Here is a 19,150-nt window from a genome sequence, read left to right as displayed (position 1 = left end):
GAGAGCGACTGCCTTGCTTTAGGAGCCGGTGTACCGCGTTTTCCCCGGCCTACCGAATGCCGCGCAGTAGGAGCAGAGCATTCGAGAATGCGGCTCGCGGGGCCGCACAACGCATGGTCGTTGACCCAGCGTTGCCCCCTGTTCCGCGAAAAACCGCAGACATTCAGAGATTGACGAGGCTCAAGTTGAGTTGTCTCACAGCGCGCACCGCATCACCGTCCATCAGACAGGTGACATTTTCCCTTATTCGCGCTCATCATCGCGAAGCGGCGTAACGATCTGAAACGAAGCCGGTGGCGGACGCGCGCACCCAAAGAGCGATCAATTCCATCTTCGGCAGGGCCTTGCTGTAAAAGAAGCCTTGCGCCGAACCGCATCCGTTCGCTGCGAGAAATGCTGCCTGCTCGGCGGTCTCAACACCTTCCGCCACCACGTCCTGCCCAAGACATTGTGCAATGGACAGAATCGCTTTGACCAATTCTTCGTTCCTTTTGTCCGAGCTATTTATGAATGACCGATCGATCTTCAGCGTGTCGATCGGGAAGCGGGCTAGATAGTTGAGCGCCGAGTAACCGGTGCCAAAATCATCGATAGCAATCGAAAATCCCATTTGACGCAGCTTAAGAAGCGTCTGCAGGGTCTCGCCCTTCCGATCGAGAAGCAGACTCTCCGTGATTTCGATTTCGATCCATTCCGCGCGGCAACCGGTTTCACCGAGGATTGCAGCGATCTCGTTTACCAACCGTGAGCATTGGAATTGCTTACCCGAAAGGTTGACTGCAATCTTGTGCAGGTGGTGGCAATCGGCGTTCAGCTCCTTCGCCGTCTTGCACGCTTCACGCAGCACCCATCGCCCGAGTTCAACGATCAGCCCGGTATCCTCAGCGACCGGAATGAATCGAACCGGCGGAATCATGCCCATCTCGGGATGAGGCCATCTCAACAACGCTTCCGATCCTATCATTACGCCGCTGTCCAGAAGCACCTTGGGCTGGTAGTGCAGCTCCAATTCTTCGCGCTCGATAGCGCGGCGCAATTCAGATTCCAACTGCATGCGCTCCTCCACGCCCACAGTCAAATCCTTCGAATAAAAGCGAAAACTGTTTCTCCCCGAGCGTTTGGCAAGATACATCGCAGAGTCGGCGTATTTCACCAGATCGTTGACATCTGTGCTGTCGTCGGGCGAGATCGCGATGCCTACACTGCATGACACGTAGACTTCCTTGCCATCCAATAGGAAAGATTCCTTGAATCTCTCGAGGATCGAGCACGCAACCCAATCGAGATCGTCGGTTGTCTGGATTTCCGGCAACAGAATCGCGAACTCGTCGCCGCCGAGACGCGCAACCGTGTCGAGATCGCGGACAGATTTCTTAAGCCGGGTAGCGACCTGGCAGAGTAGTTGATCACCCACAGGGTGACCCATCGTATCGTTCACGACTTTGAAATGGTCGATGTCAATCAGCATTACCCCTGTCCGCCGACGTTGAGACGACGCGTCACTGACGACCTTTTGCAATCGCTCGTTAAACAGCAAGCGGTTCGGCAAAGAAGTCACCGGATCGTAAAAGGCCATTTGCCTGATTTTTTCCCGCGAGGCGTTCAGTTCCGTGACATCGCGAGAGACCCCGAGGACTCCTGTAACCTCTCCCCCGGCGCCGAGGACCGCAAGTTTACGTGTTTCGAGAAGAATGGACTGACCGTTCTCCGGGGAAACCACCCAATTCTCGTCGATAAGTATGCCACCGGCTTCGATCGTGGCCTCATCAGATTTTCCGGAAATGTGAGCTCTCTCAGCCCCGAACAATTCAAGGTCCGTTTTTCCAACGACCTCCGCCTCCGATTTCCCGGTCAGCCGCTCAAATGCATGATTGCACAACAGGTGTACGCCATCGACATTCTTTACCCAAACCATGTCAGGAATGGTTTGCAGCACACTTAGCAATTGCGTCCGCACGGAGTTGATGGCGTCTTCCGCCTGCCTTCGTTCCGTGACATCACGCGAAAATGCCAGGAGCGTGGTGGCGGCGTCAGGATCGGCGCTTGGTCGTCTAGCCACCGACAACTCGAACCATCGGGTCTCGCCGTTTGGCAAGGATACGCTAATGCATCGACCGTAGGCAACTCCTTCACTGCTTGCAGTTCGAAGCGCCTCCATTGCAATAGCCGCTTGATCAGGCGCAAGAACTTGGTCGACCGTCCTACCCAGTAGCATTTCCCGCTGCTGGGCTAGTAGTTCGGGATTTCTGGTCCAGACCTGAAGATATCGCCCATCCTCGTCGACCTCAAACAGAACGTCTGGAATAGCGGTGACGATCCCTTGGGCTAGTTCGAGAGCGTTTTTGAGTTCCTGCTCCGCCAACTTGTGTTCGGTTATGTCGATGATAACGCCAATCAGACCCGCGGGCTCGTCGTCGTGACCTCTGAAAACTGCCTTGTTGCAGACAACATCCAGGATGGCGCCGTTTGCGAGAGCGATCTTACGCTCGGAGACTTGGGCTCCACCCCTTTCAAGAAGGCCTTTCTCTTCAATAGAATAAATTTCCGCCAGTTGCGTTGAACTGAGATCAAAATCTGTATTCCCGATGATCTCGTCGCGCGAGCGACCGAGGAGATCTTCGAAAACCTTGTTGCAACCGACATAGCGACCGTGCAGATCTTTGAAGAAAATTGGGAGGGGCAACACGCCGATCAATGCTTCAAGCAGCGCTCCTCGGTCGGCTGAGGTATCATGATGCAGCGCTTCGTCTCTCCGGCGATTGCGCCTTTTCTGAAAAAAGGAGCGTTGCCAAAGCGGTTGTAAAGTCGAATTCATCGTGAAGCTCCTTACCAGTAAGCCCACGGTGAAGGCCGTCTTGCGATAGAGGGCTTCTGACTGCCAGTCCTAGTGGTAACACTAGGAGTAGTCATATGACGAAGCATCCAATTGAGGTGATCACGTCTGTAGAGCGCCGTCGGCGCTGGTCACGCGAAGATAAAGAGCGCCTTGTCGCTGCGTGCTTTGAGCCAGACGCGGTCATCTCCGAGATTGCCCGCGCGGCCGGCATCCATGTCAGCCAGTTGTTCCGTTGGCGCAAAGAGCTTTGCCGGATCGACGAGCCAAGGTCTGATACGGCGACTTTGGTGCCGGTGATCGTATCCGAGGCCGCTTCGACAGTCTCTCCCGTTCAACCGGAATCGCCCACCACATCCCACCCTCGTCGGAAGCGTAGCGATGTGACAATCGAGCTTGGACGGGGTCGGCGCGTGCGCGTGGATAGCGACATCGATACGGATGCCCTTGGCCGGATTCTCGATTGCGTGCTGGGGCTGCGATGATTCCGGTTCCGAGTGGCGTGAAGGTCTGGCTGGCGACAGGCCACACCGATATGCGAAAAGGCTTCCCCGGTTTGTCGTTGATGGTGCAGGAGGCGCTGAAGCGCGACCCGATGTGTGGACACCTGTTCGTATTCCGCGGCCGCGGTGGCGGTCTGATCAAGGTGATCTGGCATGACGGCCAGGGCGCTTGCCTGTTCACGAAGAAGCTGGAGCGCGGCCGCTTCATCTGGCCATCAGCGGCCGATGGCACGGTGGTGATCACGCCTGCGCAGCTCGGTTATCTGCTGGAAGGTATCGACTGGCGGATGCCGCAAAAGACCTGGCGGCCGACGTCGGCCGGATAAGCAAAAACACTGGAATGACAGGGTCGAATATGATTCCATCCTGTCATGAGCAATGCGACCGAAGAGCTTCCGGACGACCTTGCCAGTGCGCTTGCACTGCTGGCCCAGGAACGCGCTCGACGTGTCGCAGCCGAAGCAGAAGCAGCGACCGCCAAGGCAGAAGCCGCCAGCGCAAAGGCACTCGTATCGCATTCCGAGGCGCTGATCGCGCGGCTGAAGCTGGAGATCGACAAGGTTCGCCGTGCACTCTACGGCAGCCGGTCCGAGCGCAAGGCGCGGCTCCTGGAGCAGATGGAACTGCAGCTCGAGGAGTTGGAAGCGGACGCCGGTGAAGATGAACTGGCGGCGGAGATCGCAGCCAAAGCTTCAGCCGTCAAAGCCTTCGAGCGCAAGCGTCCGTCACGCAAGCCCTTTCCCGAACACCTGCCGCGTGAGCGCGTCGTAATCGCCGCTCCCACGAATTGCGCCTGTTGTGGATCGGTTAAACTGTCGAAGCTTGGTGAAGACATTACCGAGACCTTGGAAGTCATCCCGCGTCAGTGGAAGGTCATCCAGACGGTGCGGGAGAAGTTCACCTGCCGCGAGTGTGAGAAGATCACGCAGTCACCCGCACCCTTCCATGTGACACCCCGCGGTTTTGCCGGGCCGAACCTGCTGGCGATGATCCTGTTTGAGAAGTTCGCCCAGCACCAGCCGCTCAATCGCCAGAGCGAGCGCTACGCCCGCGAGGGCGTCGACCTCAGCTTGTCGACGCTGGCCGATCAGGTTGGAGCATGTGCCGCGGCGTTGAAGCCCATTCACTCCCTGATCGAGGCGCATGTCCTTGCTGCCGAACGTCTGCACGGCGACGACACGACCGTGCCGATCCTGGCCAAGGGAAAGACCGATACGGGCCGCATCTGGACCTATGTCCGGGACGATCGGCCGTTCGGAGGGCTCTCTCCGCCGGCGGCCCTTTACTATGCCTCGCGGGACCGACGGCAGGAGCATCCGGAGCGCCACCTGAAGACCTTCAACGGCATTCTGCAGGCGGACGCCTATGGCGGCTACAATCCGCTGTTCAAGGTTGATCGCGATCCAAATCCTCTAAGGCAGGCGTTTTGTTGGGCACACTCGCGGCGTAAGTTCTTCGTGCTCGCCGACATTGCCGCAAATGCCAAGCGTGGAAAGAACGCCGCGCCGATCTCGCCTATGGCGCTCGAAGCCGTCAAACGGATCGACGGCCTGTTCGATATTGAGCGCGAGATCAACGGGCTTACGGCCGATCAACGCCTGGAGCGTCGCCGGAGAGACTGTCTGCCACTCGTCGATGATCTGCAGGTCTGGCTTCAAACCGAGCGGGCAAAGCTCTCACGCAGTTCTCCGGTGGCGGAGGCGATCGACTACATGCTCAAGCGCTGGGATGGCTTCACATCATTTCTGCAGGACGGCCGGATTTGCCTGACGAATAATGCGGCAGAGCGAGCGCTCAGAGGCTTTGCGCTCGGCAGAAAATCCTGGCTCTTCGCCGGATCAGACCGCGGTGCAGATCGTGCGGCCTTCATGGCCACATTGATTATGACGGCAAAACTCAACGACATCGATCCGCAGGTGTGGCTGGCCGACGTTCTTGCCCGCATCGCTGATACGTCGATTACCAGGCTGGAGCAGTTGCTTCCGTGGAATTGGACGCCGCCGACCGTCAACGCTCAAGCGGCCTGACCTGCGGCCTTCACCGGAGCCTTACCCTTACCGAGGGCCAAGACAGATGCATCATCCATCCGATCAGGAATTCCGGGAACGCCACCCAAATCATTCGAGCAACAAATTGATGCAGATATGTCAGTAAGGCGTCGAACCGCGCGTCGGCCTGAGCCGGATAGTGCGGTCGGAAATGAACTTTGCTTTCACATTCGAAGCAACAACCTTCGCGGCAGCACGTAGATTGAAAGGCGCAATGAGTATGTTGTCCCGTTTGGCGAGAGGAGGGCCGGAGGAAGAATGCTACCGCGGAGCAAATATGTTCGTTGGAACCGGATCGCTTGTCTCATGTCTCCTGAGGCGACCCGGGCATTTCCCAATTTGAACTGTCATTCCTTAGCGCAGCCTACCTTGCACGAGAGCCGATCATGAAGGCACCGCATTCCACACAGACCCCGCATGCGATCTTCAATCGGCCGGCTTCCAGGAGAGCGGATCCGCTGGGTTATCGAAATATTTAGCAGCAGCGCTGGCAGACCACCAAGCTGTATTCTTCGGCTCGATCCAATCCTCAGAGTTAGGATCGCAATCAGCTGGCAAATCCGCCATTACATCCTCTATGGTACTGGGAATTGCTGGCCGCAGGATTGTCTGAATTTTGGGGCCCTGTCCCTCAAGAGTTCGCATCATTACGTCCCATACGAAACCCGCCTCAGAGCGCGGCGGCCAGAAATGAAAACTCTTGCTTACGAAGTCGGGGTTCCGTCGCCAGTAACAGGCTGCCGAAGCTTCGCCCCCTAGAACGATTGGGATCATGTCGCGCCCGGACTGGCGCACCGCGTTGATAACACCATTCTCAGCTCCCGACTGAACGATAATACCATCAATTCGACCGGGATTCGCTGCAAGGAATTTTTGCACCTCGGCCTGCGCGACCTTGTCTGTCCACTTCCCGTCGACATGACCTACGATCTTTATCTCGGGATAATACTCCAGAGCCTTCTTTGCGCCGACGTCAAAGCTGTCCGAGGAGGCAAAGCCGGAGATCCCCGAAACGAGAAGCACATTGCCACTTCCTTCGATTTCTTCAGCGAGCCACTTCGCCGCCTCAAACCCGCCTTGCATGTTGTTCTCAGTTGCGTTGACGGCGAACGGCGATGTTACGTAACCAGAGTACGAGAACACAGGCACTCCTTTTGAATACGCATACTCTATCGTAGGATTAAGCGCCGTGAGGTTCGAACAGCAGATAATAATTGCATCAACGCCGTCGTCTACCATCTGCCGCATCTGCCTGATCTGGACAGCGTCTTCAAGATTTGACTGGGTGACGATGAACTCGGAGACCAGCCCCGCTTTCTTGAAAGCTGGAACAATCTTGTTTGTGAACTCATCAAGAATACTCGCACGCCAAGAATTGTCAGCATATGTCGATGCGTACCCAATTTTCCACGGCGGTGCTCGCTGTGCCTTAAACGTGCGGAAGACAGATTCACCTGTAGGCAACTTTGGATCGAGCAACTCGTAGGTTTTTCGTTCCTCCCGCGGCAATTCCGTAAGGCCACCGGCGGCCGCTACAGAAGGGATCACCAAGCCGGTGATTAGAATAATGGCTCTTGTAATTTCACGTATGCGCACGGATTTGATACCTCTCGTGTCTCTGAGCATTGCAAAGCAGTTGATCTCTTGAAGGTTGATCGGCTCTAGGTGGGTTTTTTACAGTCAGACGGGCGGCGAAAGGGAGACCAAGAGCCTATGGCCGGATTTCGCTTCCGTAAGCGGATTTCCCTTCAGTAGAACGCCGCTATCACAGTGGCCATCCGACGCGTGGCAGTCCCGTTCGATGCGTAGCTTACGCCACTAACCTAACCCGACGCGTCGACTTATCTTCGGTCAATTTGAATGAAGCGAGCCGCTCGCTGAGTTCGTTAGTCTGATCCGAGAGAGTCTTTGCCGCGGCATTTGTCTGCTCGGCCATGGCAGCGTTTTGTTGTGTTCCCTGGTCAAGTACATTGACGTTATTGTTGATCTCGGCGAGGGACGCCGCTTGCTCGCGGCTCGAATTGACGATTTGATCAATCCGATCGGAAATCTTCAAGATCGACGCCGTTATGTTGTGTAACGCCTCACCTGCTTTCCCCACGTAATCTGAGCCGATCGCCACCTCCGAAGAGGATTCCGAAATCAGGTGGCGAATCTCGCGGGCTGCAGCTGATGATTTCTGGGCAAGTTCGCGCACTTCCTGGGCTACGACTGCAAAACCCTTTCCGGCATCTCCAGCACGAGCCGCCTCGACACCAGCATTTAGTGCCAAAAGATTTGTCTGGAACGCAATCGTATCGATCAAACCAATGATTTGGCCGATCTTGTGGGACGCGTCTTCTATTCTGCCCATTGCGTTGATCGCATCGGTCACAATGGTTGCCGCACCCTCGGCGTGTTCTTTAACAACGGACACGAAAGCCTGGGTTTCATAGGCATTCTCGGATGATTTTCTGACCGTGACCGTCACCTGTTCGACGGCGGCCGCAGCCTCCTCCAGTGAGGCGGCTTGCAATTCAGTTCGCCGCGACAGATCATCTGAGGCTTTGAAAAGCTCGCTGGTTCCCCATTGAATTTGATTGGTATTCTCGTCGATATGAGACACTGTCTCTCTCAGGATCGAAAGCGAGTGATTGAAATCGCGCCTCAGCGGCTCAAGATTGGGATGGAATTGGCGGTCAATTTCTTGAGAGATGTCGCCACGCGCCAATCGAGATAACGCCTCTCCTAGAATGGTGACGGCAGTTGCGACCTCCTCCTCCATCTGAGCGCGTTCGCGTTCACGATCCATCCGCTCCTGTTCAACGGTTTTCCTATCGGCTTCCGTTCGTGTCTCGATGTCCATCTTCGAGACAGCATTTTCACGGAAAACCTCGAGTGCGCGAGCCATTTCACCTATTTCGTCTCTCCGGTCACGTCCGACAATCTGCGATCGAAGATCGCCCTTTGCCAGCTCTTGCATGCGCTTCGCGATCCGTTCGATCGGGGCGCGAAGTGTCGCCATCAGGCCGGCGCCAGCCGCCAAGGCTACCAAGACGCCGGACACTGTGGCGATAGTTGACAGCAAGCGGGCAAGATTGCTTTCATTGCGAGCATCGTTTTCCTGAGTTGCTGCAAAAGTTACGAGGTTTTTCCAGATCTCCTGACCGGTTTTGTCCGCCTCAGAATATTGCGCTTGGCGGGCTTCCGCTATCTTGACCAGCTTCTCTGTGTTCTCTTGGATAGAATCCACCTGGGCGAATAGATCTTCCTGCATTTTATCGAAGCCAGATATCGAGCTGGCAACGCCTCCAACTGCCACGGTGTCACGCGCCAATTTTGTAAGTTGCTCAACGAGGCGCTGCTGATTCTCTGCGTTGGCTGTACGGAACAGGTTATTGATTTCGATTTCGATCGAATCGGCGTCCTGGCCGATCGTTGTCGCCGTCGCAACAAGCATTTCGGAATCCGTCAACGCTTTATCCAACGCCCGGATCGCATTTGTTCCTTCAATCATGTGCTGGATCGCATCCACTCGCAGGTTCGTCGCAAAGCTCTGTAGGTCAGAGCCGGCAAGCCGTGTGGAAGGGTCGACAAATTCGGGGTTGGCGATTAGCTTGGCGATAGTCCTCTCAATTTTAGTAACGGCCTGCTCGTCAGCAGTCGAGACTACCCGCTTAACTGTTTTTAGCGACTTTTTGATCACAAGCCCTTGCTGGGCGACAGTCGGAGGCTGCTTCGCTCCGTCCGGCAAGCTCACCAAGTCTTCCGCCATGTGTTGCATAACTGATGCCGTATCGAGTGAGCGGGTAGCCTCCCGGAGCATGGTTTTCCCGGAGTTCTCCTGATTGCGTACTTGTGAGCGCACATCAACCGCAGCCAATTTAAGGGCGCCTCCGACCTCCTTGATCTTCGACAAGTTGGAAACAATGTCGCTGCGAACGGATTCCTCGTCATTATGCAAAGACCACATGCGGCCGATGCTGCCCGAGATAACGGACATTGCCGATACACTGTTTTCGAGCGCACCAGTTTCGCTCCCGCTACCTGCCGCCGCTTCCTGGAGCGACTGCATGGTTGCGCTCTGCCCGTTTAAACTTGTCAGCGCCTCATCTCGGTACTCCGTTGAGCTTTGCGCCAAAAAGCGGTTCATGCTTTCCGCGACACTTCGAAACCCGCTCAAGGTCTGAAGAACCTCATTTGAAAGCCGAAGACGAGACTGAAGCAAGCCAGTTGCTTTTAAGCCGACCCCACCAACTGCCGCCAATATCAGGATCAAGGGTACAAGTACCAATAACACCTTTGCTCTTATGGTAAAGGTGGATAACAGGCGATCGACGAACATACTTACCTCCAAAGGGCTCAAACGGTGCTGGGGCCTCGCTTTTGGAATAGTAATGTTTGAGCCTGAACGAACATGGATAAGAGTTTCACTAAAACAATCGAAACTTTTTTACGTGTTGTTAGGATTTGACCTCTTACCCATTGCGTCTTTCGAGAAACTTAACGGAAGGTTAATACCTGCAGATTTGCCGGATCAGAACGTGGGAGTGGATCTATCTGCACCGAGGATCGATCTCCAGCACGTTCCCTGTCAGCTTTCCGGACAGTTCCGAATTCGCCAGGAATTGCACGGCGTGGATCACTGTTCGAAGCACGTCATTTTCGCTTGAAGACGTAGAGTTCACATCGCTGGCGTGTACAGCATTTATCCTCAGCCCGGAACCGAAATATTGCCTAGCAATTGCGGAGGTAGTAGTGCGCAACGCCGCTTGAAGGACGGCTTCTGCTTCCAGCGAGGTCGTCTCTTCGAACCATGCGACGTCCACTACGGCAAGCTCCGCGCCCTGAAGTCGAGAGCTAAAGGCACCTGTAACTCTGATTAGATTGGATACGGCATCAAGCCCCAGATTCGCGCTGGATAGCGATCCCGTTACAGTTTGGGTTGTTTCATTTCTGCGGAAAACTATGTTCACCAGAACGTCGACCCGTCTCCAGCGCAAATACACCTGGTCAGCCATTGAGTTGACGTAAACGTCTCTGTTCGGGTTGACTTTGACCGGTAAAAAATTGTTTCCCTGGCCTTCAGCCAGGGAGGCGAAGTCGGCGGGATTGGCGTCGCCTACGGCGACCCGATAGCCTTTTTCTATAAATGAGCGCGCCAAACAAAGACCAACAGGATTTGACGCGCCTATCAAGACACAGACTTTTTCCCCAGGAGAAATGTTGGCGTCACTGTCACGTTCAACCAGTACCTCGGTCGATGGAGTATGACACGCCTTGTGAGTCAGAGACGCTTGTATCACGCGCCGGTCGCCGCTTCCGGCAGATTAAGAAGGTCGACAATTTGTGCATTTTTGGCCAAGTTTAGCACTTATAACTCCCGGTCCGTCGCTGCGTCTCCCGCGAACAAGCAATGCGCGGGCGATATAGTAAAATTTTTGTCCGACAATCTGTCAATTCCTTTTTTGCGATTTTCGGCGGACACATGTCGAGACCGGCGTCATTTTGAGGCCTCATGCACGCAATGCCGTAAGCATCGGTATTCCGACACCCGGTTGAGTTTGATGTGGTCTTTCCTGTTAGTCTTCTCTCGCCGCCACGTTCCGATTTGATCGCGCTTTTCGCGTTCGCGCGGCACAGACAACAGCACGCCTATGGCAGCACAAGCTGTTTGACCATCATCAGGTTTCGTCCTTAAGCTCTTCTTTTGCCCAATCAGACGCCCGGAGTCCGTACCCGCTAAGAAGAGCGCAAAGTCAACTCAATGCGACGAGGCGCGGCTTACGCATTGATATTTGCCGCGACCGCCTCGCTTAGTAGGCCAAAAGAACTCGTCGACGTCTTTGCGTCTCCGAGTGTTGAGCCTGGAGCGTGCCTCTCTTATACGTCATAACCGAAGTATGCTGATGCGCAGGTTAAGAGGACCAGCGTGTGGCGAAATCGTGGGGCCATCCTACAGCACAATCATTTTTCTCCGTGTCGACTCAACGGCCTCCAAGGTCGGTTGGCGTAGGTTCTCTCCCACTCATAGCACTCCCACCCTTCCCGTGACGGGCTGCGATCGAAAGCAGCCCGTCACCCCTCGCCTTGGGAGGCATCTTTAGATTGATTTGCCGTGCGGGAACTCCACTAGAACCGTGGCAGATTTCCCTGATGCTGCCTTGCCTTTGATCAGGAATAGCATTAACGTATATCAGACAATCTGTCAATCTGTTCGAGGCTTGTGGAAGCCAGTCATCGCATCATTAGAGGCTTCCCAACTGCAGCGCTGAAAAACTAGGAGGCCATCTCGAGCGGGAGAACGTGGATGTCGGTGCTGGTGATGATCCGCCATGACGAAAGCCTAGGGAATGAGAGATTCAACCGGCCTCCACAAAGGTCCGAATCGGTCATGTACGCGATCAAAATCGCTCGCACGCCATCCGGTCTCGAGCTTTGAAGGTTTGGAAAACTAGTCCCGGCATGTGCGAGTTGGTGTTCATAGATAGGTTTATATTGGATGACCGAAAGTTTGTTCAGCAAGCCCGATGAAGGGACCTTAGTGAAAGACAACTTTATCGAGGGCTCCGATCCCGAACGTCTTTTGCCTTTGATATCATCGCCCCTGGCGTCCTCTGACCTTGCTCAACACGACAGTAGATCGCTTAACTCTCGCTGCAGTCGAATTTCCCTTGATGGTTTTGGCGTTGCGGATGCCCATCATGAAGGGGCGTTCTCGGTCATGATAGATTCCCCAGTTGACGTCGTAACGGTCTTCCTGCCGGCGTCCGGGAATGCAGTCTTTCATTGGTCTGGGCAACAGGTAGAGTCGCCGCATGTTGCAAATGCTCCGCTGAATGCCCGACAAGATGGCATAAGATCTCAACTGTCATTGACGATCGATACGCAATCCTTGCGTGACAAGCTTTCTCGCATGCTCGATCGGACGATCAGCGGAAATCTGCAAATTCAGCCGACCCTTGATCTTGCATCGAGCGCGGGAACGCTCATGCGAGAACTAGCCCTGTCTGCCCATCGCGGCCTCAGTGCCGGGGGGGCTCTGCGACAATGCCCGTCGGCCTATAGCTCGCTCCTCGACGCGATAGAGTACCTTTTGATCGAAAGCTGTATGCATCGCTATACCGATGAACTTCGTCGTCCGTCTCCGTCTCCCACGCCTCGCCACGTGAAACGGGCAATGGAGTTTATGGAAGAGCATATGGCTCAACCCATTTCCCTTAACGATATCGCCGCTGCGGCCAAGGTCAGCGTGCGGACTTTGCAGCACGGCTTCCGACAATTTCGTAATACCAGCCCCACAATGCACCTCCGAGACTTGCGTATGTGCGCAGCTCGACAGGAACTGCTGCAAAACGGCGCTAAAATCAGCGTTTCGGAAATAGCGCTTAAGTGGGGCTTCACACACCTCGGCCGTTTTGCTGCAGAGTACAAGAGACGTTACGGCGAACTGCCATCTAAAACAGTGCATATGAGCGATGTTCTGCCGCATAGGCGATCTATGTGTGCTTCGCAGGCCTCTCCGCCCGAAAGCTGACCCGGAAATAGCCCTTCGCGATGGCGCTGTGGTTCGCAGCGCTCCACCGGGCTATACCATCGCTGCGCCCTTAATTTTTCGGTCTGTCGCCACAGACGGTCAGCAGCCGAGCGTACAGTGCTTCAAGGTGATTGGTGATTTGGATCATTTGCAGCCGCTCTTGCTCCAGGCGCTGCGACTGTGCATCTTCGTGGCTTTCTAAGTGGGTATCTGTCTTAGCCTGTTGCCCGAAATTGATTGCGATAACTTTGGACATCTTCGAACTCTCGTTGAATTTCGTTAATACTCCGCGTCTTGAAGGAAGACAGTCGCGGAAGGTGAAAAAGCAAAAGTCTGCTAGGCAGCTGCGATGCGTCCTGATTGGTGCCAAACCTTTGCTCAAAACTAAGGAAGCATTCCATCCCTTGTTCAAGCGGAGTGATTCCGTAGCTGAAGGTTGGGTCGAAGTCGCGCCTAAGTCCGAACCGGTTGGATCCGATCGCCGTTGATCGATAGAATGCCAGAGACCTGATCGACGACCGGGCCGATGATACCATCTGCTACCTCAACGACGACAATGGCGCTGTGGCTAGACCGATGGGATTGGTTATCTCGGCAGCAAGCTCTATCACCGGAATGACAGAACCGGCAGATCCCTGAACCGAGAACATGCGTTAGGGGCAGCGGCGTCGCCTCTGCTAACCCCCGGATTTCCGGGATCAACGTCGTCTTCATGCAGAACTGCTGGCTGCCAGATGGAAACCGATAATATCCTGCGGTGAATTATGACATGATTCATTAAAACTCTTCCCATTCCTTAGTCGCGACAGCGGCTGTAGTACGTCCGCCGAAGGCGCCGGCAAGCTTCTGGGAGAGGGCACGCGCTGGCGAGGCGGCCGGCTTACCGTTCTGGTGGGCAACACGCCGTACAACAGTCGAACCGTCGAGCCTGAAGCGCGCAATAAGCCGCGCCAGATTGGAAGCCTCATCCGCCAACCGGTTGGTGGCCGCCGTCGATTCTTCCACCATCGCCGCATTCTGCTGGGTCGTCTGATCCATCTGGTTGACCGCAGTGCTGACTTCCGCCAGCCCGGTCGATTGCTCTCGTGCCGCCGTCGAGATCGTATGAACGTGCTCGTTCACCTTGATCACGTGGCCTCGGATTAGACCAAGGGCATCGCCTGTGGCCGTTACCAGCCTGACCCCAGTTTTGACCTCGTCGCCGGACCGGTTGATCAGCGCCTTGATATCCTTGGCGGCAGTGGCGGAGCGCTGTGCCAGTTCACGCACCTCCTGAGCCACAACGGCGAAACCCTTTCCAGCGTCACCCGCACGCGCCGCCTCGACGCCGGCGTTAAGGGCCAAAAGATTGGTCTGGAAGGCGATCTCGTCAATGACGTTAATGATCTGGCCGATTTCATCCGAGGCCTGCTCGATGCGGCCCATGGCGGCGACCGCGTCTTTGACAACCGCGCTCGACTGCTCGGTGCTTCTGCGTGCCTCATCGACCATATGGCTGGCTTCCGTGGCTCTTTCTGTCGAGCTTTTTACCGCCACCGTGATTTCCTCAAGCGCCGAAGAGGTCTCCTCCAGGGCCGCGGCTTGCTGTTCCGTGCGCTTTGAAAGGTCGCCTGAGGCGATGCGCATCTCGCCGGCTCCGCCGTTGATCGTGTCGACGGCGGAGCGAACCTCGCCTAATACGGATCGAAGGGCTGCCATGGTGGCGTTGACATTACTCTTCAGTTCACCAAAGGCTCCCTGAAACTCGCCGCACATGTTTTCCGTCAGATCCCCATCGGCAAGCGCTGAGATAACTCGGCGAGTTTCGGCGATGCCCCGGTCAACAGAGGTGACCAGCTCGTTGACGCTTCCTGCAAAACGGTCGAGAGCCGCATCGCCGTATTTCTTGGTGATGCGATGGGTGAAGTCACCGGCTACGGCGGCTGACACCACCTCGGCAATGCTCGACTGCAAGTCGGCGCTCTTGGCCTGCAACGCGGCCTCCTGCGCGTTCAGATCGCGGGCCTTGATGCTGTTTTGCTTGAATACCTCAACGGCTCTCGACATCTTGCCGATTTCGTCGGCGCGCATTGCGAAAGGAACCTCAGTGTCGAGATTACCATCTGCCAGTACGCCCATCGTGGTAGTCAACCGCGAGATCGGATCGGTAATCTTCCGGATGCAGTAAAGCAGGGCTATAATGCCCGTCGTAGTTGCCAGCGCCATGGCAAGAATGGTGACCAAAACCGTCGATGAAACGGCGCCCATCGTGTTTCCGACGGCCGCGACTCCACCACGCTTGTTAACTGCGACATCCTGGTCAAGGAGCGCTCCGCTATCATTATACAGTTTCGTCGTGGCGTCACTCGTTAGAAGAGCAAATGCTTCATCCTTCTTGCCTGCCTGCATTAGTTTAACAATCCGCTCGCCATCCTCCTGATATTGCGTCCACAAAGCGGAGAACGCGTCATAGGCCTGACGCTCCTCGCCGGATGTCACCATCGGCTCATATTCACCACGGGCATTCGCGAGATCCTCCATCTTCTGGCGGAAGGTGGTGATATTATGCGCAAGGCTCGTCGAATCTGATGAGTTTGTCACCAGCCTGAACTGCAGGATGCGGTAGTCCCCGGTGATCGTATTGATCCGATTTATCACATCGATCGATGGCAGCCAGTTGCTGGCAACTTCGGATATATTGCTCCTAATGGACAGCAGCTTGACGATACTCACGATGCCCTGGCCCGCCGCGAGAAGAGAGAGCAGAACAAATATCAAAGATAAAGCGAGTCTAATGGACTTGGGCATAAAGGCAAACCTTTTAGGTGAGGTGGACGATCGACTTGTCTACTCAAATCTTCCAATTGCCGTTTCATTCATTCGAACGGCAGATCAATCTTGTGGGTCTGTGACATAGCTGAGAATACCTATTGGTTGCGTTGGTTAATGAAGCCTTTCCTGCCCGTCTCGAATGCAAAAAGACGACGTTTTAAGGATAGTCAGGCGTCCAATGGATCGTCCGCGCTTACAAGGAGGATGCAGCCGGCAAAATTTTATTTGGCGCCGTTCGAAGAGCATCATCGTTTTCAGCAACCGAGTTTCGCCCCGCCACGAGCGACCTAGAGCAAGTCCTGCGATCGATGAATCGATTGTGATGTGACGGCGTCCATCGAAGCTGATTCAACTCCACAGAGAAGAGGTGGATGATGGGACAGGCCCTGAGCGATGATCTTCGAATACGGGTTTTGAAAGCGTCTGCGGCGGGCATGTCGGCTCGACAGGCTGCGGCTCGTTTCGGAGTTGGGATTTCGACGGCGATCCGCTGGATTGCAAGAGCGAAAGAGGGTGAGCTGACTGCTCGGCCACAGGGCTGGAGACGACCTTCGGCAGTGGATGCACACGAGGAATTCGTTGTCGCGTTGATCAACGAGCGTAGGGATGTGACGCTCGATGAGATGGTTGAGCGCTTGTCCGTCGAGCGGCAGGTGAAGATCAGCCGCAGCGCACTTGGCGCTTGGCTTCGAAGCCGTGGGTGGACCTTTAAAAAAGACCGCACACGCACTGGAGCAGGACCGACCGGACGTCCTGAAGCGCCGGCGCGCCTGGTTCGATGGTCAATTGGACCTCGATCCGGAGAAACTGATCTTCATCGACGAAAGTGTGCTGCAGAGGCACGGAAGGAGTTCAGTGTGAGCTAACCCCGTAACGTGAAGCTGCGTGAATGATGGAGGATGGCCCTCCGGGATCGGCTTTCAGGAGCGGGTCTCAAACCAGTCCGAGCTGCTGCGGTAAAGAGCCGTGGTGGTGAGCGCCGGATGAAAAGTTCGGACGAGATCCGAGCAGGTGCGTGTCCGAAGACGAACGAAAGTGAACCCTCCGAAGACGCGCCGTTATGAATATAAGCGTCGTCGAAACCAGGACTGTTTCGTCATCCTGGGACAAGTCCGCCGGGTGCCTGATGATTGGGCGGGCGGCGACCGGCGTAGAGGGGGCGTGAGTTGGACACAGGCTTTCACCCGGAACTGCAGGAACCAGGCTCCTGATGCCAAGGGAGAAGCCCAAGCGGAGAAACCGTAAGGCGAGAGTACCGATGCAGGAGACTGGGGCGGACCGATCCGTATGAGCGTTGAGGGCCCTGTAATGGGGCCGGAGCAAAGGGATCGGATCAGGTGGTCGTATTGTTTGGAACAACTGGAAACAGGATGACTTCGATAGGTACGACAGACAAGCCGTTTCGGATTGAGAAGCGGCAAGTGTACGAAGCTTACAAAGCGGTCAAAGCCAACCGTGGTGCAGCCGGGTGGACGGTGAGACCCTGGAGATGTTTGACAAAGACCTTGCGAGAAATCTCTACAAGATCTGGAACCGGCGGTCAGTGATCGGATCGCGCAGATGGTGGTCAAGCAGATGATTGATCCGGAATCCGACATCAAAGCTGTTCGACAATCTTCCGCATGATCTCTTGCTGAAGACGGTCAGAAAAGACGTTAAATGCAACTGGGCTCTGCTCTACATCGAAAGATGGTTGACCGCGCCTATGGAAAAGAACGGAGAAGTCATTGAGCGGATGCGTGGTACCCCGCAAGGGGGTAAGGCTCCGGTGAAGGCCGCAGGTCAGGCCGCTTGAGCGTTGACGGTCGGCGGCGTCCAATTCCACGGAAGCAACTGCTCCAGCCTGGTAATCGACGTATCAGCGATGCGGGCAAGAACGTCGGCCAGCCACACCTGCGGATCGATGTCGTTGAGTTTTGCCGTCATAATCAATGTGGCCATGAAGGCCGCACGATCTGCACCGCGGTCTGATCCGGCGAAGAGCCAGGATTTTCTGCCGAGCGCAAAGCCTCTGAGCGCTCGCTCTGCCGCATTATTCGTCAGGCAAATCCGGCCGTCCTGCAGAAATGATGTGAAGCCATCCCAGCGCTTGAGCATGTAGTCGATCGCCTCCGCCACCGGAGAACTGCGTGAGAGCTTTGCCCGCTCGGTTTGAAGCCAGACCTGCAGATCATCGACGAGTGGCAGACAGTCTCTCCGGCGACGCTCCAGGCGTTGATCGGCCGTAAGCCCGTTGATCTCGCGCTCAATATCGAACAGGCCGTCGATCCGTTTGACGGCTTCGAGCGCCATAGGCGAGATCGGCGCGGCGTTCTTTCCACGCTTGGCATTTGCGGCAATGTCGGCGAGCACGAAGAACTTACGCCGCGAGTGTGCCCAACAAAACGCCTGCCTTAGAGGATTTGGATCGCGATCAACCTTGAACAGCGGATTGTAGCCGCCATAGGCGTCCGCCTGCAGAATGCCGTTGAAGGTCTTCAGGTGGCGCTCCGGATGCTCCTGCCGTCGGTCCCGCGAGGCATAGTAAAGGGCCGCCGGCGGAGAGAGCCCTCCGAACGGCCGATCGTCCCGGACATAGGTCCAGATGCGGCCCGTATCGGTCTTTCCCTTGGCCAGGATCGGCACGGTCGTGTCGTCGCCGTGCAGACGTTCGGCAGCAAGGACATGCGCCTCGATCAGGGAGTGAATGGGCTTCAACGCCGCGGCACATGCTCCAACCTGATCGGCCAGCGTCGACAAGCTGAGGTCGACGCCCTCGCGGGCGTAGCGCTCGCTCTGGCGATTGAGCGGCTGGTGCTGGGCGAACTTCTCAAACAGGATCATCGCCAGCAGGTTCGGCCCGGCAAAACCGCGGGGTGTCACATGGAAGGGTGCGGGTGACTGCGTGATCTTCTCACACTCGCGGCAGGTGAACTTCTCCCGCACCGTCTGGATGACCTTCCACTGACGCGGGATGACTTCCAAGGTCTCGGTAATGTCTTCACCAAGCTTCGACAGTTTAACCGATCCACAACAGGCGCAATTCGTGGGAGCGGCGATTACGACGCGCTCACGCGGCAGGTGTTCGGGAAAGGGCTTGCGTGACGGACGCTTGCGCTCGAAGGCTTTGACGGCTGAAGCTTTGGCTGCGATCTCCGCCGCCAGTTCATCTTCACCGGCGTCCGCTTCCAACTCCTCGAGCTGCAGTTCCATCTGCTCCAGGAGCCGCGCCTTGCGCTCGGACCGGCTGCCGTAGAGTGCACGGCGAACCTTGTCGATCTCCAGCTTCAGCCGCGCGATCAGCGCCTCGGAATGCGATACGAGTGCCTTTGCGCTGGCGGCTTCTGCCTTGGCGGTCGCTGCTTCTGCTTCGGCTGCGACACGTCGAGCGCGTTCCTGGGCCAGCAGTGCAAGCGCACTGGCAAGGTCGTCCGGAAGCTCTTCGGTCGCATTGCTCATG

The 19,150-nt window shown here is 56.0% G+C and carries 11 protein-coding genes and 2 pseudogenes; 6 read left to right on the top strand and 7 right to left on the bottom strand.

What is annotated here, in order from left to right; genetic code table 11:
* Positions 1–256 precede the first annotated feature (256 nt).
* The gene (locus AMK00_RS23375; protein ID WP_004673285.1) at positions 257–2,815 is read right to left on the bottom strand and encodes a sensor domain-containing protein; all 2,559 of its coding nucleotides are present in this window, start codon (positions 2,813–2,815) and stop codon (positions 257–259) included.
* A gap of 95 nt (positions 2,816–2,910) precedes the next feature.
* Here AMK00_RS23375 and tnpA point away from each other — a divergent pair, with 95 nt between their 5' ends.
* Genes tnpA through tnpC (AMK00_RS23365) form a run of 3 tightly spaced genes read left to right on the top strand, consistent with a single transcriptional unit; the run spans position 2,911 to position 5,363 of the window.
* A complete protein-coding gene (tnpA, locus tag AMK00_RS31245) occupies positions 2,911–3,318 on the top strand; it encodes an IS66-like element accessory protein TnpA (RefSeq protein ID WP_080956205.1) in 408 nt (135 codons plus the stop codon).
* On the top strand, positions 3,315–3,662 hold the full coding sequence (gene tnpB, locus AMK00_RS23370; RefSeq protein WP_008536653.1) for an IS66 family insertion sequence element accessory protein TnpB: 348 nt from the start codon (positions 3,315–3,317) through the stop codon (positions 3,660–3,662). The genes tnpA and tnpB overlap by 4 nt, the downstream gene beginning before the upstream one ends.
* 45 nt (positions 3,663–3,707) lie before the next feature.
* A complete protein-coding gene (gene tnpC, locus AMK00_RS23365) occupies positions 3,708–5,363 on the top strand; it encodes an IS66 family transposase (RefSeq protein WP_004675068.1) in 1,656 nt (551 codons plus the stop codon).
* 447 nt (positions 5,364–5,810) lie between these two features.
* On the opposite strand, the gene AMK00_RS23360 is transcribed toward tnpC (AMK00_RS23365), so the two are convergent.
* The 3 genes from AMK00_RS23360 to AMK00_RS23350 all read right to left on the bottom strand — a co-directional run bounded on the left by AMK00_RS23360 (position 5,811) and on the right by AMK00_RS23350 (position 10,669).
* On the bottom strand, positions 5,811–7,010 hold the full coding sequence (locus AMK00_RS23360; protein WP_008534366.1) for an ABC transporter substrate-binding protein: 1,200 nt from the start codon (positions 7,008–7,010) through the stop codon (positions 5,811–5,813).
* A gap of 184 nt (positions 7,011–7,194) precedes the next feature.
* Complete coding sequence (locus tag AMK00_RS23355) at positions 7,195–9,708, bottom strand: methyl-accepting chemotaxis protein (RefSeq protein WP_008534365.1); 2,514 nt, start codon at positions 9,706–9,708, stop codon at positions 7,195–7,197.
* Positions 9,709–9,919: 211 nt separating this feature from the next.
* Positions 9,920–10,669, bottom strand: a complete 750-nt coding sequence (locus AMK00_RS23350) for an SDR family oxidoreductase (RefSeq protein WP_011053351.1) — start codon at positions 10,667–10,669, stop codon at positions 9,920–9,922.
* Positions 10,670–11,865: 1,196 nt separating this feature from the next.
* On the opposite strand from AMK00_RS23350, the gene AMK00_RS31240 reads away from it, so the two are divergent.
* Positions 11,866–12,900, top strand: a complete 1,035-nt coding sequence (locus tag AMK00_RS31240; RefSeq protein ID WP_008534360.1) for an AraC family transcriptional regulator — start codon at positions 11,866–11,868, stop codon at positions 12,898–12,900.
* A 70-nt stretch (positions 12,901–12,970) separates the two neighbouring features.
* Here AMK00_RS31240 and AMK00_RS23340 read toward each other — a convergent pair whose 3' ends face one another.
* Together AMK00_RS23340 and AMK00_RS23335 are read right to left on the bottom strand one after the other, a co-directional pair.
* Positions 12,971–13,156 carry a hypothetical protein gene (locus tag AMK00_RS23340; protein WP_004673279.1) on the bottom strand — a complete coding sequence of 62 codons (186 nt, stop codon included), beginning with the start codon at positions 13,154–13,156 and terminating at the stop codon, positions 12,971–12,973.
* Between the two features lie 521 nt (positions 13,157–13,677).
* The gene (locus tag AMK00_RS23335; protein WP_012489469.1) at positions 13,678–15,687 is read right to left on the bottom strand and encodes a HAMP domain-containing methyl-accepting chemotaxis protein; all 2,010 of its coding nucleotides are present in this window, start codon (positions 15,685–15,687) and stop codon (positions 13,678–13,680) included.
* Between the two features lie 398 nt (positions 15,688–16,085).
* On the opposite strand from AMK00_RS23335, the pseudogene AMK00_RS31230 reads away from it, so the two are divergent.
* Positions 16,086–16,545 (top strand): annotated as a pseudogene (locus AMK00_RS31230) (helix-turn-helix domain-containing protein); the annotation flags it as partial.
* A 536-nt stretch (positions 16,546–17,081) separates the two neighbouring features.
* Positions 17,082–17,470: pseudogene (locus tag AMK00_RS33205) on the top strand (group II intron reverse transcriptase/maturase); the annotation flags it as partial.
* Positions 17,471–17,493: 23 nt separating this feature from the next.
* Here the strand turns inward: AMK00_RS33205 and tnpC (AMK00_RS23325) are convergent.
* Positions 17,494–19,149: an IS66 family transposase gene (gene tnpC, locus AMK00_RS23325; protein WP_004675068.1), complete on the bottom strand. Its 1,656-nt coding sequence runs from the start codon at positions 19,147–19,149 to the stop codon at positions 17,494–17,496.
* Between the last annotated feature and the right edge of the window lies 1 nt (position 19,150).

Origin of the sequence: Rhizobium sp. N621 (genome assembly GCF_001664325.1) — a bacterium.
In the GTDB taxonomy this organism is placed as follows: domain Bacteria; phylum Pseudomonadota; class Alphaproteobacteria; order Rhizobiales; family Rhizobiaceae; genus Rhizobium; species Rhizobium esperanzae.
Note: the sequence above shows the minus strand (reverse complement) of the source record. Positions and strands in the feature narration are given on the sequence as shown.

Coding starts and splice junctions, on each gene's coding strand:
- AMK00_RS23340 (WP_004673279.1), bottom strand. CDS start 13,156: ATGTCCAAAGTTATCGCAATCAATTTCGGGCAACAGGCTAAGACAGAT.
- AMK00_RS23355 (WP_008534365.1), bottom strand. CDS start 9,708: ATGTTCGTCGATCGCCTGTTATCCACCTTTACCATAAGAGCAAAGGTG.
- tnpC (WP_004675068.1), bottom strand. CDS start 19,149: ATGAGCAATGCGACCGAAGAGCTTCCGGACGACCTTGCCAGTGCGCTT.
- tnpC (WP_004675068.1), top strand. CDS start 3,708: ATGAGCAATGCGACCGAAGAGCTTCCGGACGACCTTGCCAGTGCGCTT.
- AMK00_RS23360 (WP_008534366.1), bottom strand. CDS start 7,010: ATGCTCAGAGACACGAGAGGTATCAAATCCGTGCGCATACGTGAAATT.
- tnpA (WP_080956205.1), top strand. CDS start 2,911: ATGACGAAGCATCCAATTGAGGTGATCACGTCTGTAGAGCGCCGTCGG.
- AMK00_RS31240 (WP_008534360.1), top strand. CDS start 11,866: ATGACCGAAAGTTTGTTCAGCAAGCCCGATGAAGGGACCTTAGTGAAA.
- tnpB (WP_008536653.1), top strand. CDS start 3,315: ATGATTCCGGTTCCGAGTGGCGTGAAGGTCTGGCTGGCGACAGGCCAC.
- AMK00_RS23335 (WP_012489469.1), bottom strand. CDS start 15,687: ATGCCCAAGTCCATTAGACTCGCTTTATCTTTGATATTTGTTCTGCTC.
- AMK00_RS23375 (WP_004673285.1), bottom strand. CDS start 2,815: ATGAATTCGACTTTACAACCGCTTTGGCAACGCTCCTTTTTTCAGAAA.